The sequence below is a fragment of the Histidinibacterium aquaticum genome (genome assembly GCF_008710275.1).
GTDB lineage: Bacteria > Pseudomonadota > Alphaproteobacteria > Rhodobacterales > Rhodobacteraceae > Oceanicola > Oceanicola aquaticus.
Map to the genome: position 1 here is coordinate 255,135 of NZ_VYQE01000004.1, position 25,502 is coordinate 280,636.

The window sequence follows — 25,502 nt, forward strand, 5'->3', positions numbered from 1 at the left end:
CCGCGGCCCTCCAATCCCTGGTCCCGTCAGATCAGAACGGGCTGTCGGGGTAGTAGTAGTCCTCGGCGTTCTCCTCGGTCACCAGGACGGAGCCGATGGTGAACTGGCCGGAGACCGGCGCGGAGGAGACCATGCCCACGGCCGTCAGCTCGATCGCCGTGGCGATCATCGCCGGCGGGTAGGTGACGTTGGCCGGGATCATCTCGTCGCCTTCCATGGTGCGCTGGATCATCTCCTTCATGCCGGCGCCGCCGAGCACGAACTGAATGTCCTCGCGGCCCGCGGCCTCAATGGCGGCGAGCACGCCGACGGCCATGTCGTCGTCGGAGGCCCAGACGGCGTCGATCTGCGGGTACTTCGACAGGAAGTCCTGCATCACGGTGAAGCTGTCGTCACGGTTCCAGTTGCCGTGCTCCATCTCGAGAACCTCGATGCCCGAGCCCTCGATGGCCTGCTCGAAGCCGGCCACGCGCTCGTTGTCGATGGTCGTCGGGATCCCGCGCAGGGCGACGATCTGTGCGCCCTCGTCCAGGTTCTCGGCCATGTATTCGCCCGACACCTGGCCGAAGCCGGTGTTGTCGCCGGCGACGTAGAGATCCTCGATCCCCTCCTGGCTCAGGCCACGGTCCACGACCGTCACCCAGACGCCCTGGTTGGCGACGTTGGCGACCGGCCCGGTGAGCGGCTCGGATTCGAAGGGCAGCACCACCAGCGCGGAGATCCCGCGGGTCGCCACCATGTCCTCGATGTCGCTGACCTGCTCGGACGGATCGCCGGCGGTCGCGAGCACGAAGTCGAGCTCGGGATAGACCTCTTCCAGACGGTCGACGGCCTCCTGGGCGTGGAAGTTCATGCCGCCGGCCCAGCCGTGGGTGGCCGCCGGGATCGACACGCCGATGACGGTCGTGTCCTGCGCGAGCGCGGGCGCCGCGCAGAGCGCCACGATGCTTGCCGCTGCAAAGTGCTTCATTGGTCTACTCCTCCTGTTGACCAAAACCGCGGAGGGTTCAGCCCTCCGCCTTTCTCCCCCGCTGCAGGATGACAGCGAGAATGATGATGACCCCCTGGATCGCGCCGTTCAGGTAGGGCGACACGAAGTCCGTGAGGTTCAGAATGTTGCCGATCAGGCTCAGGATCAGCACGCCGACCACGGTGCCCCAGACCCGGCCGAAGCCGCCCTTGAGCATCGTGCCGCCGATGATCACCGCCGCGATCGCTTCGAGCTCCCAGAGGACCCCGGTCGAGGACGAGGCCGAGCCGAGCCGCGGGACGTACATGATCGTCGCGACGCCCACGAGCACGCCGAGCAGGATGTAGGTCAGGATCCGCACCCGCCCGACGTCCACGCTGGAATAGCGCGCCACCTGGTCGTTCGACCCGATCGCGGCGCAATAACGCCCGAAGGCCGTCTTGCGCATGACGATCTCGCCCGCGATGGCCACCAGCGCGAAGATGATGATCGGCCAGGAGATCCCGAGGATCCCCTCGTAGTACACGGGCCGGTATGTCTGACGCAGGCCGAAATCGAGGCTGAGCGTGCCCCCGTCGGCGAGCCAGGTCACGAGGCTGCGGTAGATGCCCATGGTGCCCAGCGTCACGATGAAGGCCTCGATCCGCATGTTCGTGATGAGAAAGCCGTTCAGGAACCCGGCCGCGAGCCCCGCGACGAGGGCGGCCAGCATGCCCACCAGGATGATCGGCACCCCGTTCCCCATCGACGGCAGAAGATAGTTCATCACCAGGATCATCAGGCCCGCGATGAAGGCCGCCATCGAGCCCACCGAGAGGTCGAGGCCCCCCGCCGTGATGACGAAGGTCATGCCCACGGCGATGATGCCGATGAAGGCCGAGCGCGCCAGCACGTTGGTCACGTTGGCGTAGCTCAGGAAGTTGGAGTTCATCAGCGCGCCGACGATCACGAGGACGACGAGCGCGATGATCGGGCCCAGCACCTGGATGTTGATCTTGCGCGGCGCCTGCGTCGGGGCCGAAGTTGTCTCTGCGGTGCTCATGCCGTCGTCTCCGTCTCGCGCGCGCCGAGACCCATCGCCAGCCGGACGATGGCATCCTCGGTCTTTTCCGCGCCGCTGACCTCGCCCGCGACGCGGCCCTGCCGCATCACGATAATGCGGTCGGCCAGGCCGATCACTTCCGTCATCTCGGACGAGATGACGATGACCGAGACGCCTTCCGCGGCGAGGTGGTGAATGAATTCGTAGATCTGCTGCTTCGTGCCGATGTCGATGCCGCGTGTCGGTTCGTCGATGATGACGATGCGCGGCTCGGCCAGCATGATCTTGGCCACGAGCAGCTTCTGCTGGTTGCCGCCGGACAGGTTGCCGGCCTTCATCGAGCGGTCGGGCGCCCGGATGTCGAAATCCTTGATCGCCTTGTCAAGGGCCTCTTCCTCGGCCTTCTGGTCGAGGAACGGCTTCGCGAAGCGGGGGAGGGACTGCAGCGTCAGGTTCTCCCGCAGCCCCATGTTCAGGACAAGGCCCCGGCTCTTGCGGTCCTCGGTGAGGTAGACCAGCCCGCGCGACTGCGCGTCCCGCGGCGAAGTGATCTTCACCGCCTCGCCGTCGATTTCCACGGTGCCCTCGTGGCTGCGCAGGCCGACGAGACCCTCCATCGTTTCCGTTCGGCCCGAGCCGATCAGCCCGGACAGGCCCAGAACCTCGCCACGCCGCAATTCAAAGCTCACGTCGGTCGCATGGCCCGGGACAGTCAGGTTCGACACCTTCAGCGCAATGTCGGAGCTGATCTCGGCGCTCCGCTTGGGGAACAGGTTCGACAGCTCGCGGCCCACCATGGCCTCGGCCATGCTGTCCGCCGTCAGCTCGGAGGTCGGCCGGCTCTCCACGACGTGCCCGTCGCGCATGACCGTCACCCGGTCGGAGATCCGCTTCACCTCGTCCAGCTTGTGCGAGGTGAAGAGCAGCGCCACACCCTGGCTCCGCAGACGGTCGACCTGCTCGAAGAGCACCTCGGCCTCGCGGTTGGTCAGAACGGCGGTCGGCTCGTCCATGATCAGGACGCGGGCGTCGCGGCGTAGCGCCTTGGCGATCTCCACCATCTGCTTGTCGGGGGTCGAGATGTCGCGCACCCGCGCCTTGGGGTCGACGCGGCAGTCGAGCCGGTCGAGCAGGGCCACGGTTTCTTCGCGCATCGCCTTCTTGTCGAGGAACAGACCCTTCCTGAGCTCATGCCCGAGAAAGACGTTCTCCTCGACGGTCAGATCCTCGGCGAGGTTGAATTCCTGGTGGATCATCACGATCCCCTGCGCCTCGGCCTCGTCGCTCGAACGGAAACGCACTGGCTCGCCGCCCACCGAAACGGTACCGTGAGACGGGGAGAGGTAGCCGCCCATGATCTTCATGGTCGTGGACTTGCCGGCCCCGTTTTCGCCGATGAGGGCGTGAACTTCTCCGGGGAAGAGGTCGATCGCTACTCCGAACAGAACCTGAACCGGGCCGAAGCTCCGGTCTATTCCCTCCAGCGACAGGGCCGCCGTGGCACTAGTCATACTATTTCCTCCCCGCGCACAGCGTTAGCGGCAACAGGGAGCGTGTCAACACGTCGCGGCGGGGCTTTCGGGGGAAGAGAAGCGGAAAATTCCGGGGAGGGGGCCTCGGAGGATGCCCGAGCCCGCTGCACGGGGGTCTCACGCGCAGCGCCGGGGTCCGGTCAAAGGTTAACAGACGGCGGCGTTAACTTTTTTACGGTTTAATATCAGCGACATGACCCCCTGTCCAAGTTTGGACAGGGCGTCAGGCCCGGACGAGATCCCCGAAGATGCTCTCGCCGTGCCGCTCCAGGTAGATGCGGAGCCAGGGGGTGTAACACTCGGGTCGGCGCCGGACATCCGCGGCGAGATCGTGGAGATCGATCCACCGGGTCTCCGACACTTCGGATGGGTCGGGCCGAACCTCCAGCCCCGCCGGCGCTTCGGCGACGAAGATCTCGACCACCTCGTGCTCGATCAGCCCGCCGCCCACATCGGCCCGGTACTCGACCCGCCCGCGATGAACCGGGGCGAGACCGGAAATGCCCAGCTCCTCCCGGAGCCGCCGAATTGCGCAGTCCGCCGCGCTCTCGTCCCAGCCGGGGTGCGTGCAGCAGGTGTTCGCCCAGAGCCCGGGGGTATGGTACTTCCCCTCGGCCCGGCGCTGGACCAGCACCTCGCTCCCGCGCAGCACGAAGACGCTCACCGCCTTGTGCCGCAGCCCCAGCCGGTGCGCCTCGAGTTTGTCGACCGGCGTCAGCGCACCATCGACCCAGGCGGGAATGGTGTCCGTCACACGCGCTCCGCGGAGACCAGTCCGGTAAGATGGGCCATGTTCTTCAATCCGATCTTGATGTGCGCAAGCGGCCGCGCCTTCACGAGCTTCTTGTTCATATAGGCCTCGAAGGTCAGCCTTTGAACGTCAATGTCGTGGCAGAGCGACACGAACCGCTCCCGCCGCTCGTCGCTCCGGTAATAGGCCCGCTGCATCGCGCCGAGAACCCGGAAAACCTGCCCGTGTTCCTTGAGGAACAGCCGCCGTGCGAGCTGCAGATCCTTCACCCGACCCGTCTTGAGGTAGGCCGCCGCCGCCGTGGCGGCGACCCGGCCGCCGATCATCGCGTAGTAGATGCCCTCTCCCGAAGAGGGCGCGACCACGCCGGCCGCGTCGCCGGCGAGCAACACGTCCTTCCCGTTGTCCCAGCGCTTCAGCGGCTCCAGCGGGATCGGGGCGCCCTCGCGCCGGATCGTCTCGCAATCCGCCAGCCCGCTCGCCTCGCGCAGCGCGGCGGTGGCGGCCTTGAGGTTCACGTCCTTGACGAGGCTCCCCATCCCCACGCTCGCCTGCCCGCCATGCGGGAAGACCCAACCGTAGAAGTCGGGCGAGATCCGCCCGTCGTAGACCACGTCGCAGCGGTCGGGATGATACTCCCCGCGCGGTCCGGGGGCCGCGATGATCTCGTGGTAGGCGATGACGTAGGGGATGCGGTCGCCGCCCTCGACCTCGTCGCGCGCCACGTTGGACCGCGCCCCGTCCGCGCCGATCACCAGCTTCGCCCGGGTCCTCCGTTCCTCGCCCGTCGCTTTGTCGCGCCAGACGACGGTGGAACCCATCTCGTCCCGCTCGATCCGAAGATAGGTTCCGGTGAGCCGCTCGGCCCCGGCCGAGGCGGCGCGGGCGCGCAGGAACTCGTCGAAATGCTCGCGGTCGACCATGCCGACGAAGCCGTTCTCGATCGGGATGTCGACGCGCCGCCCCGTCGGGGAGATCATCCGCGTCGTCCGGATCCGGGCCACGAGCTGATCCTCGGGGATGTCGAAGTCCGCGATGAGCCGGGGCGGGATCGCGCCACCGCAGGGCTTGATCCGGCCCGCCCGGTCCAGAAGCGCAACGGAATGGCCGGAGCGGACGAGGTCCTCCGCGGCGGTCGCGCCCGAGGGCCCGCCTCCCACGACGATGGCGTCATACATCGGCTCTACTCCCCCGGAACGAGCTCCGGGGTGCGGCCCCGGTCCATGATGCGCGCCGCCATTAGTGCGGCGGCGACGAAGAGGGTCGCCTCGAAGAGAAAGACCCCGGCAAAAGCTTCGGCGTCGGGCAGCAGCCCGCGCAGCAGGTCGACGGCGGCGGCCCCGGTGAGCCCGCCGAACCCGGCGGCGATGGCCTGCGCCGCGCCCCAGAGGCCCATGCGGGTCCCCTCGCGCCGCTCGCGGCCCTCTCCCGCCATGGCCATCATCGACCCGATTGCGGCGACGGCGAACATACCGTTGAAGACGCCGAGCGTGACCACGGCGGGCACGAAGGCCCCCGCGAGTCCCGCCGGACCGAGCGCCGCGATGACCGCGAGCGCCGTGGCGGAGCCGATGCACCCGGCGATGACCCAGTGCCGAAGCGCTCCGATCCGCAGGCCAGTCGCCGCGATCCCCACGGCCAGCATCCCAAGGAAGACACCGCCGTTCTGCGCGCCGGACAACGAGGTCGACTGGCCCGGCGTGAAGTCGAAGACGAGACCGGCGTAGGGCTCGAGGATGAGCTCCTGCATGAAGTAGGCGGTCATCGACAGGAACACGAAGAGCGTGAAATTCTGGGCCCGCGGCTCGGCCCAGACCTGGGCGAGGCCCTCGCGGAAGGGCGTCCCTTCCGGCTGGCGCTCTTGCCGCACACGGGCCTCGATGCCCCAGACGGCGACAGTGGTCAGCAGGACGGCCCCGCCGGTCACCACGCCCACGATCTTCATCAGCCGCAGGGGCGTGTAGGGGTCGAGGATCTGGCCGACGATCCCGGCGGTGAGGGCGATGCCGAAGATCATCATCAGCCAGGTGATCGTCGCCGCCGCCGCACGCCGCCGCTCGGCCGTGGCGGTCGCCAGCAGGGCGAGGAGCGAGGTGCCCGAGGCGCCGACGCCCGCGCCGATCATGACGTAGGCGAGAACCGAGAGGGCCAGCGCCCCCGCGTAACTCACGGGGAAGAGCGGAATGCAGAGCGCAGCCAGCGCAGCCCCGGCAGCGAGCATCGCCATGCCGCCGATGATGTAGCGCGTCCGCTTGCCGCCCGTGTCCGAGGCATGTCCCCAATGCGGGCGCGACAGCTGCACGGCGTAGTGCAAGCCCACCAGTAGCCCCGGCAGGATCGCGGCAAGCGACAGCTCGACCACCATGAGCCGGTTCAGGGTCGATGTCGTCAGAACCACGATGGAGCCGAGGCACATCTGTACGAGCCCGAGCCGCACGATCTGTATCCAGGAGAGCGTCATGTCAGACCCCCAGTCCGCGCAGCGCCGTGGCCGCGATCATCATGCCGGTGATGTAGAGAAGGACCCCGGTGCCGTTGTACCAGGGCGCCTTGCCCTTCGGGTCGCGCAGCAGGGTCCGCATGGCGAGGGCCTGCAGCAGCAAAAGCCCGGCGACCGCGAGCGCATGCCAGGGCCGGTCCCAGAAAGCGAGAAGGCCGACGACGACAGCTTGCGGAAGCGCCATGACGGCGCAGGCGAGCCTGGCCGCCCGCTCGGGGCCGAGCGTGACGGGCAATGAGTTCACGCCGGTCTGGCGATCGCCTTCCAGCGCCTTGAAATCGTTGAGCGTCATGATCCCGTGCGCGCCGATCCCGTAGAGCAGGGCGACGAGCAGGACCTCGGGGGCAGGGGCGCCGGCCGAGAGAACCGCGGCGCCGGTAATCCAGGGCAGGGTCTCGTAGGACAGGCCCACCAGTCCCGGACCCCACCAGCCGGAACGCTTCAACCGCACGGGCTCTGCCGAATAGGCCCAGGCGGCGAGCACGGCGGCCACGGTCGCGCCGAACCCCCAGGGCCCGAGTTGCCAGCCCACGAGCAGAGACAAAGCGGACATCGCGAGCGCGATCCAGAGCCCCCATCGCCCGGGAATGCGGCCCGAGGGGATCGGGCGGTCGGGCTCGTTGATCGCGTCGACGTGCCGATCGCACCAGTCGTTGGCCGCCTGGCTCATCCCGCAGACGATGGGACCGGCGAGCAGAATGCCGAGAAGCACCAGCCCCCAGCCCTGCGACAGCGACCCGCCCGAGGAGACAGCCCCGCAGGCGAAGGCCCACATCGGCGGGAACCAGGTGATCGGCTTGATGAGTTGCAGCGCCGCCCGCGGCTCGGGCCAGCGGCGTGCCTCGAGGGCGGCGATGTCGGGGGTCGCACTCATGGTGTCAGTCTAGGCTGACGGCGCGATTCTCGGCAAGTGTAAACTCAGCCTGACACCCGGTGCCCGATGACCTTCGGATCGGTGCAGGCGTGGTTCGAACATTCCAATTCGAGCGTCGAATGGTCGATGCCGACGCGCTGCAGCGCGTCCTTGACCCGGCCCTTGATCGCGTCTGCCTCGCCCCAGCGGCCTGCCGCGATCACGACGTGCGCCTCGAGGGCCGGGCGATGCTCCTCCATCTGCCAGAGGTGCGCGTGGTGGACGGAGTCCACGCCTTCGACTGCCGCGATGTCCCGAACCACGTTGCCCGTGTCGATCGTGTCGGGCGCGCCGAGCATCAGGATCCGGATGACGCCGCCGATTTCCGCGATGGACATCCACAGGATGTAACCGGCGATGGCGAAGGTCACGATCGGGTCGACGATGGTCCAGCCGAAGAGCAGGATCAGCGAGCCCGCGACGATGACGGCAACCGAACCCAGCGCGTCCGCGAGATTGTGCAGGAAGGCGGCGCGGATGTTCTGGCTCGTCTTCGACATGGCGTAGGTCAGCGCCGCCGTCGCCAGGTCGACCGCGAGGGCGATGCCGGCAACGATCACCATGATCCAGCCGGCAACGGGCTCGGGCGAGATCACGCCCATCAGGGCCTCGTAGACGAGGTAGAGTGCCAGGACGATCAGCGTGGTGTAATTCACCAGCGCCGCCACCGTTTCGGCCCGCGCGTAGCCGAAGGTCATCTCGGCGTCGGCCGGGCGGCGCGCGATCTTGCGGGCGACGAGCGCGATCACCAGCGCGAGCGCGTCGGAGAGGTTGTGAAGCGCGTCGGCGATCAACGCCAGGGAGCCCGAGATCACGCCACCCACCACCTGCGCGACGGTGAGGAACAGGTTCACGCCCACCGCGGCGACGAGCTTGCCGTCGCCCTGCGGGACATGGTGATGATGGTGATCGTGCGGCATCGATCAGACAGTGGGCCCTGACGGGCCCGACCTCAAGTCCTCAGGCCTCGTCGTCCCGGCTCAGCAGTCCGTATTTGCGGAGCTTCACGTAAAGCGACTGGCGCGAGAGGCCGAGCATCTCGGCCGCGGCGACCCGGTTGTTCATGGTCAGCTCGACCGCGGTCTCGATGCACATCTTCTCGACCACGTTGGTCGTCTCGCTGACGATCTCCTTGAGCGTCGCGGAGCCCACGAGTTCCATGACCGACCGCATCCCCTCGTCGCTCACCGGCGAGGCGGCGCTGCGAACCGTCTCGGCGCGCGAGACGTCGCGGATCACGTAGGCAAAGATCTGGGCCTCGCCGGCGTCTAGCGCGGTCGCCGCGATCTCGACGGAGCGGGGCCTGGTGTAGTCGCCCATCACCTTCGTCGCGTACATTCGCATGCGACCTGCCCTGGCGGCGTTTTCCGACAGAACCCGCAGATCGACCGAGCCGCGGTGCAGGAACTCGGTCAGGGAACGTCCCTTCACGCTGAGGTCGTGCGCTGTGTCGATGAGGTCGAGGAAGCCCTCGTTCGCGGAGAGGATCGTGCCGCCCGCATCCGTGAAGACGATCGCGTCCGGCCCGCTCTGGTAGAGGTCGATCAGCCGGTTCGACAGCGCATCCTGGCTCACCTTGCCCTCGGACAGCGGTTCGATCCGGACAAGGAGCATCCGCTCGCCTGCGGAGCGGAAGATGGTCGGCACCAGCGAGACGGGCTCCTTGCCGTGGCGCACCAGGGCGTCTACCGGCACGGGCCGGTCCGACAGGGCCTGGGTGCGCAGCGTCTCGATCAGGTCGCCCTTGCGCTTCGGCTCGCAGAGTTCGGAGAGCCCGGCCTCCGGCAGGTCGTCGCGGCGCCGCCCGAGCAATGCGCCCGCCGCGGTATTGCCCTCGACGATGCGGCCGTCGTGGACCGAGACGAAAACATAGGCCTCGCGGCTCGCTTCCATCAGCACCCGGTAGCGGGTGTCGCTCTCTCTCTGGGCCTCGTAGTCCCGTTCGAGCGCGATCTGAGCCTTGACCAGCTGCTGCTGCATCTCGGCGACGGGCTTGAGGTCGCGGCCGAGCAGGAGGATCGCGCCGTCAGGGCCGATCCGGTGGAAGGAGTAGCGAACGGGGAAGTCGGGGCTGACCTGGCCGTAGGAATGGTTCAACTCGATGGGCCGGACGTTGCCTGTCTCGCCGCCCTCCAGGAAGCTCTGCAGGCGCTCGTCGAACTTCTCCACGCTCTCCGAGGTCAGTCCGGTCCGGAAGTCCTGCCCCTCGAGGCCGTGCAAGGCCTGGAAGCTATCGTTCATCGGGTTCACGAGGACCGACAGGACGGACCCTGTCTCGGACACCACGACACCCACGTCCGATATCTGGGTGATGATATCGCCGAGTATCTCGGGCGCGATGAGCGGAATGGCTCCGCTGTTCCAGTATTTGGCCCCCCGGGAGGTCAAAGTACGCTCTTGTGGTAGCGCCGTGGCCTCATGGGTCAGGTCCTCATCATGCGGGGTGCGAGAGGTCCGCAGTCTTGGTTCAGGTCGCACCGGTCGAGAGCCTCGTTCAGATCGTTGGTGCCGAAATCGGCGCCCGTCGAACGGCAGAGGTCCCGCGCCGTCTCGACGACGCTTCCGCCGATTACGACGGGCGGCGATCCGATCACCGCCCGGCGCAGCGTTTCCACTACCTTGCCGAGGGAATCAAGCGATTGCCCGCGCGCCGCCGAAATCATCACGGCGTCGTACCGGCCGGGCATTGGTTCGCGGCGCATCTCCCGGTGGCAGAAGCCGAGCTTCACGCGGACCGAAATCCCCCGCCGGCGCATCTGCCCTGCCAGGACGAGGGCACCCAACGTGTGCTGCTCCTCGGCCGGAACGACTAACAGGACCGTCTGGGCGTCCGGCGCCGCGGACCTGTCGGCCCGCCAGTCGGGCGAAACCGCCCGCAGCAGGCCCTGCAACCGGGCGAGGCTGATCGTGACGAGGGTGAAGCTCAGGCGGTCGGCACACCACTCCTCGCCGATCCGGCGGGCGAGGGCGGGAATGTAGAGATCGGCGACCGCCTCGGGCCGGATCCCCGACGCGATCATCCGCCGGAGCACCAGGAGGCTGCCGTCACGCTCGGGGTCGCACACGGCGCTGTCGAGCTGGTCCATGAAGCCCGCGTTCAGCTCTCCGGAGCGTCCCTCCGGCCGAGGCGCACGCGCCGCGACGACCGAGAGCGCCCGGTTCGCGAGAGAGCCGACCCCGCGCCCGGAGGCATCGCGCGGCGCGGTGTCCCTTTGGCTGGGCTTTTCCGGCATTTCCGTGCCTCCGAAGGCTGATCGGTCGGGCTGAGGCGAGCAAACGGCCAGCAAGCTCGCCGCCGCGGCTAGTCTCCGGGAAGACCCAAATAATGTCAAAGCAAATTGACAGTCGTTCCGGTGCCGACTGGCCAGGGGCATTTCACCCCGTAGACGTGGGCTTCAAGCGGTGTCTTGCGAAGATCATTAGTGATGGATGACGGTGTGCAATGTGTAAGGAAAAGTTGACACACGACGATTCTCGACCCTAGAGTTTACGGTATCGAATGTCTCACGAGGTTGACATGGCCTTCGCCAGCACCACCTCCGGAGCGAGGCCTGCAGCCGCAGCCCCCCTCTACACTCCAGAGGAACGCGCCCGGCGCGACGCCACGCGCTGGACCCTCGTTCAGGGTCTGCTGGCGCCGCTGCAGTTCGTCGTCTTCCTCGTCTCCCTCGCGCTCGTTCTGACCTACCTGCGCACCGGCGCGGCCTACGAGGCGGCGACCGTCTCGATCGTCGCGAAGACGGCGGTACTCTACGTCATCATGGTGACCGGCGCGATCTGGGAGAAGGTCGTCTTCGGCCAGTACCTCCTCGCCCCGGCCTTCTTTTGGGAAGACGTCGTCTCGTTCGTCGTCATCGCCCTGCACACGGTCTACCTCTGGGGGCTCCTGGCCGCGGGCTGGGATCCCGCTGCCCTGATGGCTGTGGCCCTTGCCGCCTATGCCGCCTACGCGATCAACGCCGCGCAGTTTCTCCTCAAGATGCGCCGCGGACGGGCCGACCTCGCGGGGGTCCCCGCATGAGCCGGCCCGAGCTCCCGGCGGCGGGCGGCTGCCGCTCCGCGCCCGTCCTCAAGGAACGGGGACAGCGCGAGGTCTTCTGCGGGCTCACCGGCATCGTCTGGCTGCACCGCAAGATGCAGGACGCCTTCTTTCTCGTCGTCGGTTCGCGCACCTGCGCGCATCTCCTTCAGTCCGCCGCCGGCGTGATGATCTTCGCCGAGCCCCGCTTCGGCACAGCGATCCTCGAAGAGGCCGACCTCGCCGGCATGGCCGATGCCCAGGACGAACTCGACCGGGAGGTCGAGCGGCTCCTGTCCCGCCGCCCAGACATCCGTCAGCTCTTCCTCGTGGGGTCCTGTCCGTCCGAGGTCATCAAGCTCGACCTCTCCAAGGCCGCCGAGCGCCTCTCCGCCCGGCATGCGCCGCGGGTCCGGGTGCTCAACTACTCCGGCTCGGGCATCGAGACGACCTTCACCGAGGGTGAGGACGCCTGTCTCGCCGCCATGGTTCCCGTCCTGCCGGAAACGCAGGAGCGCGAGCTCCTGGTCGTCGGCGCCCTGCCCGACGTGGTCGAGGACCAGATGCTCTCTCTGCTCTCCGGCCTCGGTATCGGTCCGGTCCGGCTTCTCCCCGCCCGCAACATCGACGCGGAGACGGCGGTCGGCCCGAATACCGCCTACGCCCTAGCCCAGCCTTTCCTGGGCGAGACCCACGAGGCGCTCGCACGCCGCGGCGCGCGCCACATCCCCGCGCCCTTTCCCTACGGCGAGGAAGGCACCACCGCGTGGCTCGCCGCCATCGCCACCGAGTTCGGCGTGAGCCCCGAGCGCTTCGCCGAGGTGACCGAGGCTCCGCGCGCCCGTGCTCGCAAGGCCGTGGCGGCTGCAGCGGAAACCCTCGCGGGCAAGTCGCTCTTCTTCTTCCCCGACAGCCAGATGGAGATCCCCCTGGCCCGCTTCCTGTCCCGGGAATGCGGGATGGAGCCGCTCGAAGTGGCCCAGCCCTATATCCGCGACGCGCTCCACGGGCCGGACCTCGACCTGTTGCCCCAGGGCCCGCGCATCGCCGAGGGGCAGGACGTCGACCGCCAGCTCGACCGGGCCCGCGCCGACCGGCCCGACCTCACCGTCTGCGGCCTCGGTCTCGCCAATCCGCTGGAGGCCGAGGGGTTGGCAACCAAGTGGGCGATCGAACTCGTCTTCACCCCGGTGCATTTCTACGAACAGGCCGGCGACCTCGCCGCGCTCTTCGCCCGTCCCATCCGCCGCAAGCAGGCGCTCCGGCTGGAGGCGGCCGAATGATCCTCTTCTGGGCGGAAATATCCTCTGGGGGTCCGGGGGGCGAAGCGCCCCCGGTCCGCGCCCGGAACTTGCACCATGGGGGAACCCCGTGAAGCTGTCCGTCTGGACATACGAGGGCCCGCCCCACGTCGGCGCGATGCGGATCGCCACCGGAATGAAGGGCCTGCATTACGTCCTGCACGCGCCGCAGGGCGACACCTACGCGGACCTGCTCTTCACCATGATCGAGCGGCGCAACCACCGGCCGCCGGTCACCTACACCACGTTCCAGGCGCGCGACCTCGGGGCCGACACCGCCGGCCTCTTCCGCACCGCCTGCGAGGAGGCCGTCGCCCGCTTCCGGCCCGAGGCCATCATCGTCGGCGCCTCCTGCACCGCCGAGCTGATCCAGGACGATCCCGGCGGCATGGCCGAGACCATGGACCTCGGCATCCCCGTCGTGCCGCTCGAGCTGCCCTCCTACCAGCGCAAGGAGAACTACGGCTGCGACGAGACCTTCTACCGTCTCTGCCGCGCCCTCGCGCAGCCGCAGGACCGCACCGCGCGGATCACCTGCAACATCCTCGGTGGCACCGCGCTGGGCTTCCGCCACCGGGACGACATCGCCGAGATCACCAGCCTGCTGGCCGACATGGGCATCGAGGTGAACGTCGCCGCTCCGCTCGACGCGACGCCCGCGGACATCGCCCGCCTGCCGGCGGCGCACTTCAACGTCCTGCTCTACCCCGAGACGGCCGAGGCCGCGGCCCGCTGGCTGCAGAAGGAGCACGGCCAGCCCTACACCCGGACGATCCCCATCGGCGTCGGCGCCACGCGTGACTTCGTCCGCGAAGTTCAGCAGATCGCCGGGACCGACATCCTGCCTGACGAGAGCCACCTGCGCCTGCCCTGGTGGACCGCCTCCGTCGACAGCACTTACCTGACCGGCAAGCGCGTCTTCCTCTTCGGGGACGCGACCCACGTCATGGCCATGGCCCGCGTCGCGCGCGACGAGATGGGCTTCGAAGTCGCGGGCATGGGCTGCTACAACCGCGAATTCGCCCGGCCCCTGCGCAAGCTCGCGAAAGAGTACGGTGTCGAGGCACTGATCACCGACGACTACCTCGACGTCGAGGCCGAGATCGAGCGGCTCGCGCCCGAGATGATCCTCGGCACCCAGATGGAACGCCACATAGGCAAGCGGCTGGGCATCCCCTGCGCCGTCATCTCCGCGCCGGTGCACGTCCAGGATTTCCCCGCGCGCTACTCGCCCGTCATGGGCTTCGAGGGCGCCAACGTGCTCTTCGACACGCTGGTGCATCCGCTGGTCATGGGGCTCGAGGAACACCTGCTGGCGATGTTCCGCGAGGATTTCGAGTTCCACGACGACGCCGGCCCCAGCCATCACGGCGGCGGCCATGCGGCGACGTCGCCCGTCCGGGCGGAGGAGCGCGTGCCCGAGAGCACCGTCGGTGTCGTCTGGCTCCCCGCCGCCGAGAAGGAGCTCAAGAAGATCCCCTTCTTCGTCCGCGGCAAGGCCCGTCGGAACACCGAGACCTTCGCGGCCGAGCGCGGCCAGACGGAAATCGGCGTCGATACGCTCTACGAGGCCAAGGCCCACTATGCGCGATGACCTGATCCGCCCCTACCGCGTGGCCATCGTCACGCTCGACGCCCACGCCGCCGGGCCGGCGCGGCGGGCGGCGCTGCGGCTCGCGCCCGACTTTCCGGGGCTCGAGATCGGCGTCCATGCCGCTGCCGAGTGGGCGGAGCAGCCCGAGCGCCTCACCGAGGCGAAAGAGGCCGTGGCCGAGGCCGACCTCATCGTCGCCAACATGCTCTTTCTCGAAGAGCACGTCGCCGCGATCCTGCCCGACCTCGAGGCACGCCGCGGCGATGCCGATGCCCTCGTCGGTCTCATCGCCGACCCGCGCATCGTCAAGCTCACCGCCATGGGCGAGCTCGACATGGCCGCGCCGCCCTCCGCCCTCTCGCGCCTGATGAAGAAGCTGCGCGGCTCCTCGAAGCCCGGCGGCGCCTCGGGCGAAAAGCAGATGCGGATGCTGAAGCGCCTGCCGAAGATCCTGCGGCTGATCCCGGGCAAGGCGCAGGACCTGCGCGCCTGGTTCCTGTCGATGCAGTACTGGCTCGGCGGCTCGGACGACAACATCGCCGAGATGCTGCGTTTCCTCGTCGGGCGTTACGCCGACCGGCCCGAGTTCTCGGGCCGCGAGGCGCACGATCCGGTCGACTACCCCGAGCTCGGCCTCTACCACCCCGATCTTCCCGGCACGCGGATCACCACCGATCCCGATGCGGTGCCCGCCCCGGAGGGGGCGGTCGCGACCGTGGGCCTGCTGTTGATGCGGTCCTACATCCTCGCCTCCGACCGCGCGCATTACGACGCCGTCATCCGCGCCTTCGAGGCGAAGGGCCTGCGTGTCCTTCCCGCCTTCGCCGGCGGTCTCGACGGGCGTCCGGCGATCGAAACCTACTTCGAGGGCCGGATAGACGCGCTGGTCTCGCTGACCGGCTTCAGTCTCGTCGGCGGACCGGCCTACAACGACAGCGCCGCCGCGGTGGAGACCCTCACACGGCTCGACGTACCCTATCTCTCGGCCCATCCGCTCGAATTCCAGACCATCGAACAGTGGTCCGAAAGCGGGCAGGGGCTCGGACCCATCGAGACGACCATGCTGGTCGCCCTGCCCGAGATCGACGGCGCCAGCAGCCCCACCGTCTTCGCCGGCCGGCACGGTCCCGGCGGCTGGACCCGTGCGGATCGCGAAGGGACCACTGCCGAGCCCCGCGCCATGGAGCCCGTCCCGGAGCGGATCGAGGCGCTGGCCGACAAGACCCGGCGCCTCACCGCGCTCCGCCGCAAGACGAACGCGGACAAGACCGTCGCCATCGTCCTCTTCAACTTCCCGCCGAACTCCGGCGCGGCAGGCACCGCGGCCTACCTCTCGGTTTTCGAGAGCCTGCATGCGACCCTGCGCCGGATGAAGTCGGAGGGCTACGACGTCGACCTGCCCGAGACGGTGGAGGCCCTGCGGGAGATGGTCCTTGGCGGCAATGCCGAGCGCTTCGGGCAGGACGGCAACGTCGCGGCCCATGTCTCTGCCGACGAAATCGTGCGCGGCACGCCCTGGCTCTCCGAGATCGAGGAGGTCTGGGGACCGGCTCCGGGCCGTCACCTCTCCGACGGGCGCGGCGTTCACATCCTCGGCTGCCATTTCGGCAAGGTTTTCGTGGGTCTCCAGCCCGGTTTCGGCTGGGAAGGCGACCCGATGCGGCTGATGTTCGAGAAAGGGTTTGCGCCCACGCATGCCTTCTCGGCCTTCTACCTCTGGCTGCGCGAGAGCCTGAGGGCCGATGCGGTCCTGCACTTCGGGATGCACGGGGCGCTCGAGTTCATGCCCGGCAAGCAGACCGGTCTGGACGGTCGCGACTGGCCGGACCGGCTGATGGGCCGGATGCCGCACGTCTACCTTTACGCCGCCAACAATCCCTCCGAGGCGAGCCTCGCCAAGCGCCGCGCCGGGGCAGTCACGATCAGCCACCTGACGCCGCCGCTGGCCTCGGCCGGTCTCTACAAGGGACTGGCCGCGCTGAAGGACAGCCTGAACCGCTGGCGCGCCGGGGACGACGATCCCGAGCTGGTCCGCCTGATCCGCGACGAGGCGGCGGCGGTCGACCTCGTGGGCGAGCCGGAAGAGCTCTGGCATGCCGTGCTGGAGACCGAGGGCTCCTTGATCCCAGACGGGCTGCACATCCTGGGCCGTCCCATGAGCGACGACCAGAAGACCGATCTGTTGGCGCTCATGCCCGAGGAGCATCGCGAGGCCGCCGCCCCGCACCTTGGCCGGGATACGGAGCTTCCTGCCCTGATGCGGGCGCTCTCCGCCCGCTACATCGCCCCGGTGCCCGGCGGCGACCTGATCCGCTCGCCCGAGATCCTGCCTACGGGCCGCAACCTGCACGCCTTCGATCCCTTCCGGATGCCTACCGCCTATGCCCTCGCCGAGGGCGCGGCGCAGGCCAAGCTGCTGCTCGAAGCCCACGACAGCCTGCCGCGTTCGATCGCGCTGGTGCTCTGGGGGTCCGACAACATCAAGTCGGACGGCGCGCCCATCGGACAGGCCCTCGCCCTCATCGGGGCGCGGCCGCGCTTCGACAGCTTCGGACGGCTCGCGGGCGCGGACTTGATCCCGCTGGAGGAGCTGGGCCGCCCCCGGATCGACGTGGTGATGACGCTCTCTGGCATCTTCCGCGACCTGCTGCCGCTGCAGACCCGCCTGCTGGCCGAGGCCGCCTGGAAAGCCGCCATGGCCGACGAGCCGGAAGAGCGGAACTTCGTCCGCGCCAATACCCTTGCCCATGCCGCCCGCACCGGCTGCGACCTCGAGACGGCGGCGCTCAGGGTCTTCTCCAACGCGGAGGGCACCTACGGCTCCAACGTGGGCGCGCTGGTCGATGGCTCGGCCTTCGGGGACGAGGACGAGCTCGCGGATGCCTACCAGACCCGCAAGTGCTTCGCCTACGGACGCAACGGCCGGCCCGCTCCACAGCCCGAACTGCTGCAGTCCGCCCTGTCTTGCGTCGACCTCGCCTACCAGAACCTCGAATCCGTCGAGCTCGGCGTCACCACGGTCGATCACTACTTCGACACGCTGGGCGGAATTTCCCGGGCCGTTCGCCGGGCCCGCGGCACCGCCCCGCCCGTCTACATCGGCGACCAGACCCGCGGTTCGGCCAAGGTCCGCACCCTGCAGGCACAGGTCGCGCTGGAGACCCGCTCCCGCTCGCTCAACCCGAAGTTCTACGAGAGCCTGCTGAAGCACGGCCCCGAGGGCGTCCGCCAGATCGAGGCGCATGTCACCAACACGCTCGGCTGGTCCGCGACGACCGGCGAGGTGGAGCCCTGGGTCTACCAGCGGCTGTCGGAGACCTTCCTGCTCGACCCCGCCATGCGGGAGCGGCTCTCGCAACTCAATCCCAAGGCCTCCGCCCGGATGGCCGGGCGGCTGCTCGAAGCCTCGGACCGTGCCTACTGGCAGCCCGACGACGCCACGCTCGAGGCTCTGCAGGACGCGGCCGACGCCATCGAGGACCGGATGGAGGGGATCGCCGCAGAATGACCGGCCCGTGCACATACGACGACCCGCGGGGTGGGGGCCAGCCCCCACACCCCCGGGATATTTCCGCCCAGAAGAATGGAAGGAGGCTCGCATGAGCCCACGCGACGAGATCCCCCACCTGCGGGGCGAGGACGGCGAGGGGTCGGTGCAGGTCCACCAGGATCCCTCTGCGCAGATCGAGGGGGCGAAGGTCTTCTCGGTCTACGGCAAGGGCGGGATCGGCAAATCGACGACCTCGTCGAACCTGTCGGCGGCCTTCTCGAAGCTCGGCAAGCGCGTGCTTCAGATCGGCTGCGACCCCAAGCACGACTCGACCTTCACCCTGACGGGGCACCTTCAGCCCACGGTGATCGATATCCTCAAGGAGGTGGACTTCCACCCCGAGGAGCTGCGGCCGGAGGACTTCGTGTCGGAAGGCTACAACGGCGTGCTTTGTGTCGAGGCGGGCGGCCCCCCGGCGGGCACGGGCTGCGGCGGCTACGTCGTGGGCCAGACTGTGAAGCTGCTGAAGCAGCATCACCTGCTGGACGAGACCGACGTCGTCATCTTCGACGTCCTCGGAGACGTGGTCTGCGGCGGCTTCGCGGCCCCTCTCCAGCACGCCGACCGGGCGGTCATCGTCACCGCGAACGACTTCGACTCGATCTACGCGATGAACCGGATCATCGCGGCGGTGCAGGCCAAGTCGAAGAACTACAAAGTCCGCCTGGCTGGCTGCGTCGCGAACCGGAGCCGGGAGACCGACGAGGTCGACCGCTTCTGCGACACCGTGGGGTTCAAGCGCATCGGGCACATGCCCGACGTGGACGCCATCCGCCGCTCGCGGCTCAAGAAAAAGACGCTCTTCGAGATGGACGACGACGAGGACATCGTCCGCTGCCGCGCCGAGTACGTCCGGCTGGCCGAGAAGCTCTGGGCCGGGACCGATCCGCTAGCTCCCGAGCCGCTGCCCGACCGGGACATCTTCGAGCTGCTGGGATTCGATTGATGCGCCACGCCGCCACCCTCAGCCGCGTCGAGCATTACTTCGACCGCACCGCGACCCGGACATGGGAGCGGCTGACCTCCGACGCGCCGGTCTCGGGCATCCGCGCCACGGTGCGCGCGGGGCGCGACCGGATGCGGGCGGCGCTGCTGGCCGAACTTCCGGCGGACCTGACCGGGCAGCGCGTGCTCGACGCGGGCTGCGGGACAGGGGCGCTGGCGGTGGAACTGGCCCGGCGCGGGGCCGAGGTGACGGCGGTGGATATCGCGCCGAAGCTGGTCCAGATCGCCCGCGAGCGTGCTCCGGCGGGCCTTGGCATCGACTTCCGCGCGGGAGACCTGGCTGACGCGGGCCTCGGGCGGTTCGACCACGTCGTCGCGATGGACAGCCTGATCTACTACGATGGGCCGGAACTGGCCGAGCTCCTGGGCCGCTTGCGCCCGCGCGTCTCGGGCCGGATCGTCTTCACCCTCGCGCCGCGCACGCCCCTGCTGATGGCGATGTGGCGGGTGGGGCGGCTCTTTCCGCGCTCGGACCGGTCTCCGGTCATGGTTCCGCAGAGCGGCTCCCGCCTCGCCGCCGCGCTGCGCGAGGCCCGCGTCCCCGGGAACCTGCGCGAGCGCGAACGCGTGACCTCGGGCTTCTACATCTCCACCGCTTTCGTCCACGAGAGCGCCAGGCCGCGGGGGTCCGCATGATCCCGCGCGCCCTCCTCAAGAGGGTGACGATCCGCTACCTGCCCTTCTCCGACGCGGCCTCGGACGACCTGCCGCTCGGGCAGCTTCTGCGGCTGTCCCTCTTCCAGATCAGCGTGGGCATGGCCACGGTCATGCTGCTCGGCACACTGAACCGGGTGATGATCGTGGAACTCGACGTCCCCGCCACCATCGTCGCCGCGATGATCGCGATCCCGGTTCTTGTGGCTCCATTCCGGGCGCTCCTGGGCTGGAAGAGTGACACATATCGGTCCGCGATCGGGTGGAAGCGGATCCCCTATCTCTGGTTCGGGACGCTCTACCAGTTCGGCGGGCTTGCGATCATGCCAATGGCGCTGCTCGTCCTGTCCGGCGACCGGACGCTGGACTGGCCCGTGGCCGGATACCTCGGCGCCGCGACCGCCTTCCTGCTGACGGGGCTGGGCATGCACATGACCCAGACCGCCGGTCTCGCGCTTGCCGCCGACCGCGCCGACGAGGAGACGCGCCCCCGGGTCGTCGCGCTGCTCTATGTGAGCTTCCTGGCCGGGATGGCACTGGCGGCGGTGGTCGTCGGCTGGCTGCTGCGGGACTTCTCGCCGCTGCGGCTGGTGCAGGTGATCCAGGGGACCGCGGTGGTCACCCTGCTGCTGAACGTCATCGCCCTGTGGAAGCAGGAGCGCGTGCGCCCCATGAGCCGCGAGGAACGCAGCAAGCCGCGGCCCCTGTTCCGCGACGCCTGGGCCGATTTCACCTCGGGCGGCGATGCCGGGCGGCTGCTGGTGGTCGTCTTCCTCGGCACCATGGCCTTCAACATGCAGGATGTCCTGCTGGAGCCCTACGGGGGCGAGATCCTCGGGCTCTCGGTCAGCGCGACGACGCTGCTCACCGCCCTCTGGGCCGGCGGGGCGCTCGTGGGTTTCGCGCTCGCCGCGCGCTGGCTCGCCCGGGGCATCGACCCGCACCGGATGGCGGCGGGCGGGCTTCTGATCGGCCTCGTCGCCTTCTCGGCGGTGATCTTCTCTGCCCCCACCCAGGCGCCCGCGCTCTTCTTCACCGGCGCGGCGCTGATCGGGCTCGGCGGGGGGCTCTTCGCGGTCGCCACGCTGACCGCCGCCATGACCATGCCCACCGGCAGCGCCGCGGGCCGGGGCCTCGCCCTCGGCGCCTGGGGCGCGGCACAGGCCACCGCCGCGGGGCTCAGCATCTTCATCGGGGGCACCGCGCGTGACCTCGTGAATCACGCCGCGGGAACCGGCGTGTTCGGAGAGGCGCTCGCCACGCCCGCCACCGGCTACTCGGTCGTCTACCACGCCGAGATCGGCCTCATCTTCCTCACCCTCATCGCCCTCGGCCCGCTCGTGCGCGCGCGGCCCATCGGCATCCGGGAACCGGTCAAGCTCGGGCTTGCCGATTTCCCGACCTGACAACGAAAGGACCAAGACATGGTTGGAGTTACTTTCTGGGGGAACGTCGATCTGGCGAGCCTGTCGATCTGGGCCTTCTGGTTCTTCTTCGCCGGCCTGATCATCTACATCCAGCGTGAGAACATGCGCGAGGGCTACCCGCTCGTCGACGACGACGGCAAGGACACCGGGATCTCCGGCTGGCCGCTGCCGGAGCCCAAGATCCTGAACCTGCCGCACGATCGCGGTCAGACCATCGTGCCCTCGGCCGAGAACGAGCGCGCCCATGACCGCACCGATCTGAAGCTCGCCCGGACGGCCGTTCACGGAGGCGCGCCCTATGAGCCCACCGGCGACCCGATGGTCGACGGGGTGGGGCCCGCGTCCTGGGTCCCGCGTCGCGACGCGCCCGAGCTCGACGCTCACGGCCATCCGAAGATCAAGCCGATGTCGGCGCTTCCGGCCTTCGCCGTGACTGCTGGCAACGATCCGCGCGGCAAGCCGGTGGTCTCCTACGACGGCGAGGTCGTGGGCCGCATCACCGACATGATGGTCGACATTCCCGAGGCGCTCGTCCGGTACCTCGTCATGGACCTGAATCCGGAGGGGACGGGCCAGACCAGGCTGATCCCCATCAACCTCTGCCGCATCAAGTCCGACAGGGTCTACGTGCAGTCGCTCTATGCCGCGAACTTCGCCGGCATTCCGACCGCCAAGAGCCCGGACGAGGTGACGCTGCTCGAGGAAGAGAAGGTCATGGCCTACTTCGCCGGCGGCAAGCTCTATGCCGATCCGTCGCGCCTCGGGCCGAAGCTCTGACACAGACCCCGGGCGGCCCGCCACCGCCCGGGACACACGAGGGGGACCCCGCCATGCACCACGACGACTTCAACTTCGAACCGGTTCGCGGCCTGCCTGCCGCCCTGCCGCCGGACGAGCACATCCTCTGGCAGGGCGCGCCCTCGGCATGGCGGCTCGCGCGGGAGGCCTTCGTGATGGACTGGGTCGCGCTCTACTTCGTCCTCGTCGCGGTCTGGCGGGTCGGCGTCAGCTCGACGCTGGTGTCCGTTTCGGTGGCGCTCGCGCACGGTATCCCCTTCCTCGTCATGGGGCTTGTGGCCTGTGCGATCCTCTACGGGCTCGCCTGGATGCAGGCGCGGTCGACCGTCTACACGCTGACCAACAAGCGCGTGGCGCTGCGGATCGGGGCGGCGCTCACCATGACGCTGAACGTTCCCTACGTGCAGATCGGCAACGCGCACCTGCAGACCCGGCGCGACGGCACCGGCACACTGGCGTTCGAGACCATCGGCGACGCGCGGATCAGCTACCTGATGTCCTGGCCGCATGTCCGGCCCTGGCACATCCGCACCCAGCCCGCCCTGCGCTGCATTCCCGACGCCGCGCGCGTCTCGGAGATCTTCGCCGAGGCCGCCGAGGCACGGGTGAACCGGCCGCAGGTCGCCCCCGTCCAGCAACCGATCGCGGCGGAGTAGAGCCATGTCCCACCTCGAACAGCAGATGCGCAACCGCGATCGCGAGATGGTCCCCCGGGCCCTCGTGGTCGGCATGTTCACCATGATGGCGGCGGCCCTGGCGCTCGTGACCTACGAGCAGCTCTCGGGCCGCGCGAACGTCGGAGTCCTCGTCGAGGCGCCCGTCGAAGCCTCGCGGACGGTGGAGCTGCGGCACGAAGGTCGCGGGATCTACACCGTCTCCGAGAACGGAACCGTCCTGGCCTCCTCCGCCGACGAACTGGGCGGTTTCTACGGTGTCATGGGACGGGTCATCGACCGCCGTCGCATCGCGCACGGAGTCATCGGCACGCCGCCCATCGAGATCGTCCGCCGCCAGAACGGGCACGTCGCGATCCTCGATCCCGCCACCGACTTCTCTGTCGAACTGATCGGCTACGGCGCCGACAACATCCACGCCTTCGCCAGGCTCGTGGACTGAACCGGCCGGGGCCTCGCCAGCCCCGGTCCCCAACCTGAAGGGAACCGAACATGGGACTGATTACACGGGAAAAGGAGACCGCGCCCTGCACGGTCACCATCTCCCACCGCTTCGAGGAGCTCTCCGCCCACGTGCGGCTGAACAACGGGGCCGTCGTGAACCCCGGCGACACCGTGGAGGTGCAGGGGCCCGAGATCATGGCCGCCTACGGAGAGGTCGTCTCCGAGGACCGCACCGCCGTCATTACCCGCGCCAGCCGGCTGGAACAGCTCTGGACCCGCGCGACGGGCGACCTGGAGTTCATGGAGCTCTGTGAATTCTCCTTCTCCGAGGAGGCCCTGCAATGAACGCGCCAACCAGAGATCTCGCCCATTCCGCCGACGCGAAGACGGCCGAAGAGGGCCTCGCCGCAGAGAACATGAGCGGGCCGGTCGACAGCAAGATGGCGACCGACGTGGCGATGCAGAACACGCTGCTGACGCCGCGGTTCTACACCACCGACTTCGACGAGCTCGACGCCATCGATGTGAGCCCGGTCCGCGCCGAATGGGACCAACTCATCGCGCGGATGAAAGCGGACCCGAACAAGGGCCATTTCAAGAAGAACGCCGATTGGGACACCGTCGACTGGGAGGGCATGGACCCCAAGCTGCGCGCGGAGTTCATCGACTTTCTCATTTCCTCCTGCACCGCCGAGTTCTCGGGCTGCGTGCTCTACAAGGAGATGAAGCGCCGCGGGAAGAACGAGGATGTCACCGGCCTCTTCCAGCTCATGGCCCGCGACGAGGCCCGGCACGCCGGTTTCATCAACGACGCCCTGCGCGAGGCGGGGATCGCGGTGAACCTCGGCTTCCTGACGCAGGCCAAGAAGTACACCTACTTCCGGCCCAAGTTCATCTACTACGCCACCTACCTCAGCGAGAAGATCGGCTACGCGCGGTACATCACCATCTACCGCCACCTTGAGGCGCATCCCGAGAAGCGCTTCCACCCGATCTTCAAGTGGTTCCGGGAGTGGTGCAACGACGAGTTCAGCCACGGCGAGGCTTTCGCCCTGCTGATGCGGACCGACCCGAAGATCACCCAGAGCTGGCAGAACAAGCTCTGGATCAAGTTCTTCCTGACGGCGGTCTTCTCGACCATGTGGGTCCGCGATCACCAGCGCCCCGCCTTCCACGAGGCGCTCGACGTCGATCCCGCGTGGTACGGGCAGGAGGTCTTCCGAAAGACCTCCGAGATCAGCAAGCAGGTCTTTCCGCTGACGCTCGACATCGACAATCCCCGCTGGCGGCGCGGCCTCGACCGGCTGGACCGCGCGAACCGCGAGATCGCCGCCGCCAAGCGGCAGGGCGGCGTGCGTGGCAAGCTGCGCCAGTGGGCCGGTTCGGCGAAGGCCGGTGCGGCCTTCCTCGGGCTCCTGTCGATCCCGAGCCAGCGCAACGAGGTGCCCGACACCTCCCGGCTGGAGCCTGCCTACTGAGCGAGGCGGGGGGCCAGCCCCCCGCACCCCCCGCGGTATTTGGAGCTAGATGAAGGACAGATGAGCTCACCCTGGATCGCAGCGCTGACGGCCCTTTTCGCCTGGTGGTTCTCCACCGGCGCGATCCTGCTGGTCGTGCGCCGGTCCGACCGGACCGGCCGCGAGGCGCACGCCATGTCGCTGGTCCTGGCCGTGCCGCTCCTCGCGCTGGGCGCGGCGGCGCTGATCGTCACGCGGGAGAGCCAGTCCGTCGCCGCGACCTACGCGGGCTTCGCCGGTGCGCTGGCGATCTGGGGCTGGATCGAGCTCTCCTTCCTCTCCGGCGTCGTCACCGGGCCCGACCGCCGGCCGGCGGCACCGGGACTATCGGGGAGCGACCGCTTCGCCGCCGCCTGGGGCACCGTCGCGCATCACGAGGTCCTGCTGCTCGGCGGTCTCGCGGGGGTCGTGCTGCTGACCACCGGCGCCGCCGACGACACGGCGCTCTGGACCTACGCCATCCTCTTCGTCGCCCGGATCGCGGCCAAGCTGAACCTCTTCCTCGGCGTTCCCCGGATCAACCTGGAGTTCGTGCCCTCGACCCTCTCCCACCTGAAGAGCCACATGCGCCAGGGTCCTGTCACCTTGGCCTTTCCGGTCGCCGTGACCCTGCTGACCTTCGCGACCGGCTGCTTCGCCGAGCGGCTGATCTCGGCCCCCGATCCGGCGAGCACCGTGAAGTTCGCGCTGCTCACCGCGATCTCGGCACTCGCTCTTCTGGAGCACTGGTTCATGGTGCTTCCCCTGCCCGACGCCCGCCTCTGGCGCTGGATGCTGCCCGCTCCGCGCTCAAGACAAGACTGACCGACAAG

Annotated in this window: 23 protein-coding genes; 13 read left to right on the forward strand and 10 right to left on the reverse strand. The window is 68.7% G+C overall.

Going from position 1 to position 25,502, the window contains the following annotated elements; all coding sequences use genetic code 11:
* Window positions 1-31: 31 nt before the first annotated feature.
* The 10 genes from F3S47_RS13890 to F3S47_RS13935 form a co-directional block, all read right to left on the reverse strand.
* Window positions 32-970, reverse strand: coding sequence for an ABC transporter substrate-binding protein (locus tag F3S47_RS13890; RefSeq protein WP_150445878.1), 939 nt, complete (start codon window positions 968-970; stop codon window positions 32-34).
* A gap of 37 nt (window positions 971-1,007) precedes the next feature.
* Window positions 1,008-2,012, reverse strand: a complete 1,005-nt coding sequence (locus F3S47_RS13895) for an ABC transporter permease (protein ID WP_150445879.1) — start codon at window positions 2,010-2,012, stop codon at window positions 1,008-1,010.
* Window positions 2,009-3,523, reverse strand: a complete 1,515-nt coding sequence (locus F3S47_RS13900) for a sugar ABC transporter ATP-binding protein (protein WP_150445880.1) — start codon at window positions 3,521-3,523, stop codon at window positions 2,009-2,011. Before F3S47_RS13900 ends, F3S47_RS13895 begins: the two co-directional genes overlap by 4 nt.
* A 244-nt stretch (window positions 3,524-3,767) precedes the next feature.
* Complete coding sequence (gene idi, locus F3S47_RS13905) at window positions 3,768-4,298, reverse strand: isopentenyl-diphosphate Delta-isomerase (RefSeq protein WP_150445881.1); 531 nt, start codon at window positions 4,296-4,298, stop codon at window positions 3,768-3,770.
* Entirely contained in the window at window positions 4,295-5,473 is a 1,179-nt protein-coding gene (locus F3S47_RS13910) for a geranylgeranyl diphosphate reductase (protein ID WP_150445882.1), read from the reverse strand. The genes idi and F3S47_RS13910 overlap by 4 nt, the downstream gene beginning before the upstream one ends.
* A 5-nt stretch (window positions 5,474-5,478) precedes the next feature.
* Window positions 5,479-6,756, reverse strand: a complete 1,278-nt coding sequence (locus tag F3S47_RS13915) for a BCD family MFS transporter (RefSeq protein ID WP_150445883.1) — start codon at window positions 6,754-6,756, stop codon at window positions 5,479-5,481.
* A gap of 1 nt (window position 6,757) precedes the next feature.
* On the reverse strand, window positions 6,758-7,669 hold the full coding sequence (chlG, locus tag F3S47_RS13920) for a chlorophyll synthase ChlG (protein WP_150445884.1): 912 nt from the start codon (window positions 7,667-7,669) through the stop codon (window positions 6,758-6,760).
* A gap of 44 nt (window positions 7,670-7,713) precedes the next feature.
* Window positions 7,714-8,628, reverse strand: coding sequence for a cation diffusion facilitator family transporter (locus F3S47_RS13925; protein ID WP_150445885.1), 915 nt, complete (start codon window positions 8,626-8,628; stop codon window positions 7,714-7,716).
* Window positions 8,629-8,668: 40 nt separating this feature from the next.
* Window positions 8,669-10,096 carry a transcriptional regulator PpsR gene (ppsR, locus tag F3S47_RS13930; protein WP_150445886.1) on the reverse strand — a complete coding sequence of 476 codons (1,428 nt, stop codon included), beginning with the start codon at window positions 10,094-10,096 and terminating at the stop codon, window positions 8,669-8,671.
* Between the two features lie 35 nt (window positions 10,097-10,131).
* On the reverse strand, window positions 10,132-10,941 hold the full coding sequence (locus F3S47_RS13935; RefSeq protein WP_191090195.1) for a cobalamin B12-binding domain-containing protein: 810 nt from the start codon (window positions 10,939-10,941) through the stop codon (window positions 10,132-10,134).
* A 284-nt stretch (window positions 10,942-11,225) separates the two neighbouring features.
* On the opposite strand from F3S47_RS13935, the gene bchF reads away from it, so the two are divergent.
* The 13 genes from bchF to puhE all read left to right on the forward strand — a co-directional run bounded on the left by bchF (window position 11,226) and on the right by puhE (window position 25,494).
* Complete coding sequence (gene bchF, locus F3S47_RS13940) at window positions 11,226-11,729, forward strand: 2-vinyl bacteriochlorophyllide hydratase (RefSeq protein WP_150445888.1); 504 nt, start codon at window positions 11,226-11,228, stop codon at window positions 11,727-11,729.
* Complete coding sequence (locus F3S47_RS13945) at window positions 11,726-13,009, forward strand: ferredoxin:protochlorophyllide reductase (ATP-dependent) subunit N (protein WP_150445889.1); 1,284 nt, start codon at window positions 11,726-11,728, stop codon at window positions 13,007-13,009. Before bchF ends, F3S47_RS13945 begins: the two co-directional genes overlap by 4 nt.
* Before the next feature lie 88 nt (window positions 13,010-13,097).
* Window positions 13,098-14,621 carry a ferredoxin:protochlorophyllide reductase (ATP-dependent) subunit B gene (bchB, locus tag F3S47_RS13950; protein ID WP_150445890.1) on the forward strand — a complete coding sequence of 508 codons (1,524 nt, stop codon included), beginning with the start codon at window positions 13,098-13,100 and terminating at the stop codon, window positions 14,619-14,621.
* Complete coding sequence (locus F3S47_RS13955) at window positions 14,611-18,129, forward strand: cobaltochelatase subunit CobN (RefSeq protein ID WP_150445891.1); 3,519 nt, start codon at window positions 14,611-14,613, stop codon at window positions 18,127-18,129. Before bchB ends, F3S47_RS13955 begins: the two co-directional genes overlap by 11 nt.
* Window positions 18,130-18,220: 91 nt before the next feature.
* Entirely contained in the window at window positions 18,221-19,117 is an 897-nt protein-coding gene (gene bchL / locus F3S47_RS13960; protein ID WP_150445892.1) for a ferredoxin:protochlorophyllide reductase (ATP-dependent) iron-sulfur ATP-binding protein, read from the forward strand.
* Window positions 19,117-19,812 carry a magnesium protoporphyrin IX methyltransferase gene (gene bchM / locus F3S47_RS13965; protein WP_150445893.1) on the forward strand — a complete coding sequence of 232 codons (696 nt, stop codon included), beginning with the start codon at window positions 19,117-19,119 and terminating at the stop codon, window positions 19,810-19,812. Before bchL ends, bchM begins: the two co-directional genes overlap by 1 nt.
* On the forward strand, window positions 19,809-21,236 hold the full coding sequence (locus F3S47_RS13970; RefSeq protein ID WP_150445894.1) for a PucC family protein: 1,428 nt from the start codon (window positions 19,809-19,811) through the stop codon (window positions 21,234-21,236). Before bchM ends, F3S47_RS13970 begins: the two co-directional genes overlap by 4 nt.
* 18 nt (window positions 21,237-21,254) lie before the next feature.
* Window positions 21,255-22,034 (forward strand): photosynthetic reaction center subunit H, encoded by a 780-nt coding sequence (gene puhA / locus F3S47_RS13975; protein ID WP_150445895.1) that lies wholly within the window; start codon window positions 21,255-21,257, stop codon window positions 22,032-22,034.
* Between the two features lie 53 nt (window positions 22,035-22,087).
* Complete coding sequence (gene puhB / locus F3S47_RS13980) at window positions 22,088-22,711, forward strand: photosynthetic complex putative assembly protein PuhB (RefSeq protein WP_150445896.1); 624 nt, start codon at window positions 22,088-22,090, stop codon at window positions 22,709-22,711.
* Between the two features lie 4 nt (window positions 22,712-22,715).
* Window positions 22,716-23,171: a photosynthetic complex assembly protein PuhC gene (puhC, locus tag F3S47_RS13985; protein ID WP_150445897.1), complete on the forward strand. Its 456-nt coding sequence runs from the start codon at window positions 22,716-22,718 to the stop codon at window positions 23,169-23,171.
* 50 nt (window positions 23,172-23,221) lie between these two features.
* Window positions 23,222-23,518, forward strand: a complete 297-nt coding sequence (locus F3S47_RS13990) for a hypothetical protein (protein WP_150445898.1) — start codon at window positions 23,222-23,224, stop codon at window positions 23,516-23,518.
* Window positions 23,515-24,651, forward strand: coding sequence for a magnesium-protoporphyrin IX monomethyl ester (oxidative) cyclase (acsF, locus tag F3S47_RS13995; RefSeq protein WP_150445899.1), 1,137 nt, complete (start codon window positions 23,515-23,517; stop codon window positions 24,649-24,651). The genes F3S47_RS13990 and acsF overlap by 4 nt, the downstream gene beginning before the upstream one ends.
* A gap of 60 nt (window positions 24,652-24,711) precedes the next feature.
* Complete coding sequence (gene puhE, locus F3S47_RS14000; RefSeq protein ID WP_150445900.1) at window positions 24,712-25,494, forward strand: putative photosynthetic complex assembly protein PuhE; 783 nt, start codon at window positions 24,712-24,714, stop codon at window positions 25,492-25,494.
* The last annotated feature ends 8 nt before the right edge of the window (window positions 25,495-25,502 follow it).